Source organism: Streptomyces sp. NPDC002130 (genome assembly GCF_040296465.1).
Lineage (GTDB): Bacteria > Actinomycetota > Actinomycetes > Streptomycetales > Streptomycetaceae > Streptomyces.
In genome coordinates this window covers 1-1,362 of the sequence record NZ_JBEOXI010000887.1, presented here as the reverse complement: position 1 = coordinate 1,362, position 1,362 = coordinate 1, and the positions used below count along the sequence as shown (strand labels likewise).

1 protein-coding gene and 1 pseudogene are annotated in these 1,362 nt (G+C 62.0%); one reads left to right on the top strand and one right to left on the bottom strand.

Annotation, left to right across the window (positions count from 1 at the left end; translation table 11 throughout):
- Nucleotides 1–543 precede the first annotated feature (543 nt).
- Nucleotides 544–975 carry an ATP-binding protein gene (locus ABT116_RS46665; RefSeq protein WP_298772752.1) on the top strand — a complete coding sequence of 144 codons (432 nt, stop codon included), beginning with the start codon at nt 544–546 and terminating at the stop codon, nt 973–975.
- Between the two features lie 138 nt (nt 976–1,113).
- On the opposite strand, the pseudogene ABT116_RS46660 reads toward ABT116_RS46665, so the two are convergent.
- Nucleotides 1,114–1,272: pseudogene (locus tag ABT116_RS46660) on the bottom strand (sigma factor-like helix-turn-helix DNA-binding protein); the annotation flags it as partial.
- Between the last annotated feature and the right edge of the window lie 90 nt (nt 1,273–1,362).

Genomic DNA, 1,362 nt, shown 5'->3' with positions numbered 1-1,362 from the left:
GGTCTGCGGGGACCTTCTACCCTGTGCGACCGCCACGTCAGTAGGCAGTTCGATCTCGGCACCATGCAGGAGCGGCCCGCAAGTCCAATCTCGGGACAGGCCGCGGCGAGGATGTCAGATTCCCAACCCCCAGCCCAATTCACGTTGCTGATCCGGAATTTTCGGTTTCTCACTACCCTTCGCTCGTATGCCACCTGAGCTGAAGGAGGCTGGTGTGACGTTTTTTCGATTGCTTCCATCGAGCGTGGCGCAGTCCGGCCGCATGGATCAAAACCGAGCACCGTTATTGGAGCCCCGCGCGCCGTACCGTCGGTTGGATCGAACGGGTTCACCCCACCGGGGGCACAGACAAGAGCACCTCCCCGACACTGCAGGAACGCACTTCGAATACGTCCTGTCTGGTCGCTGACAACAGCGTTAAGCTCGATGTTTGGCGGCACTTCGGTTGGGTAGCTGAAGGGCTGATCATCTTTCTCGAATGCGGCTACCAAGATCCCTCCAAGGGATTGGCTGCCTCGGATCAGGTACAGGAGCAAATCTCACGTGACGTCCTTCGTGCGGGCGATCGTTTCCCCCATCGCCGTTTCACCTTCACTGTCCGTCTCCGCATCACCGGATCAACTGCCGGTGCTGCGATCACTGGTGCGTACCGTGGCCGCGCACTATGCGCTCTCGTTGGACGGGCTGTCCGATCTCGTTCTCGCCGCCGACGAAGCAGCGACCATCCTCATCAGCCATGCCCTCCCCTCCAGCAGCCTGACGTGCACATTCGACGGCGACGACAACGCCACTGCGCGAGTGGTCCTCTCTGCGGCAACAACGGGCCAGATCACCACAAGTACTTCGTCCTTCGGGTGGCACGTCCTCGAAACCCTTGCCGACCAAGTGGACCTCGAGGAGGCCCCGCCTGCCGCGCCCGAGGAGAACTGGACTGTGACAATCACCCTGACCAAGGTCGTGCTAGCGGGTTCGTGATCCCCTGGCCCGGAGGTCCACGAGTACACACTGGTCACCGCCTGTCGGGGCGTCTCGTCGCCGTAACTGACGGCGATTCCGATCACGACGTGCTTCGTACCGGTGCCGCACACCAATCCGCATTTCTCGGCATCCAGCTCACGCTGCGACGGAGGTTTCGAGGGCGGCGAGGGACTGGGTGTTTCGGAGCGCTGTGAGCGATTGTGCGAGCAGCCGGGAGACGTGCATTTGAGAGAGGCCTACCTTCTCGGCGATTTCCGCTTGGGTCAGTTCGCCGAAGAATCGGTAGAGCACGATTGTGCCTGCGCAGCCCCTACAACTTCTTCGCGTTGCGAGAGCTGCGCGAGAACCACCCCGGCCTGCTCGACCGGCTGGAGTGGCGGCCCT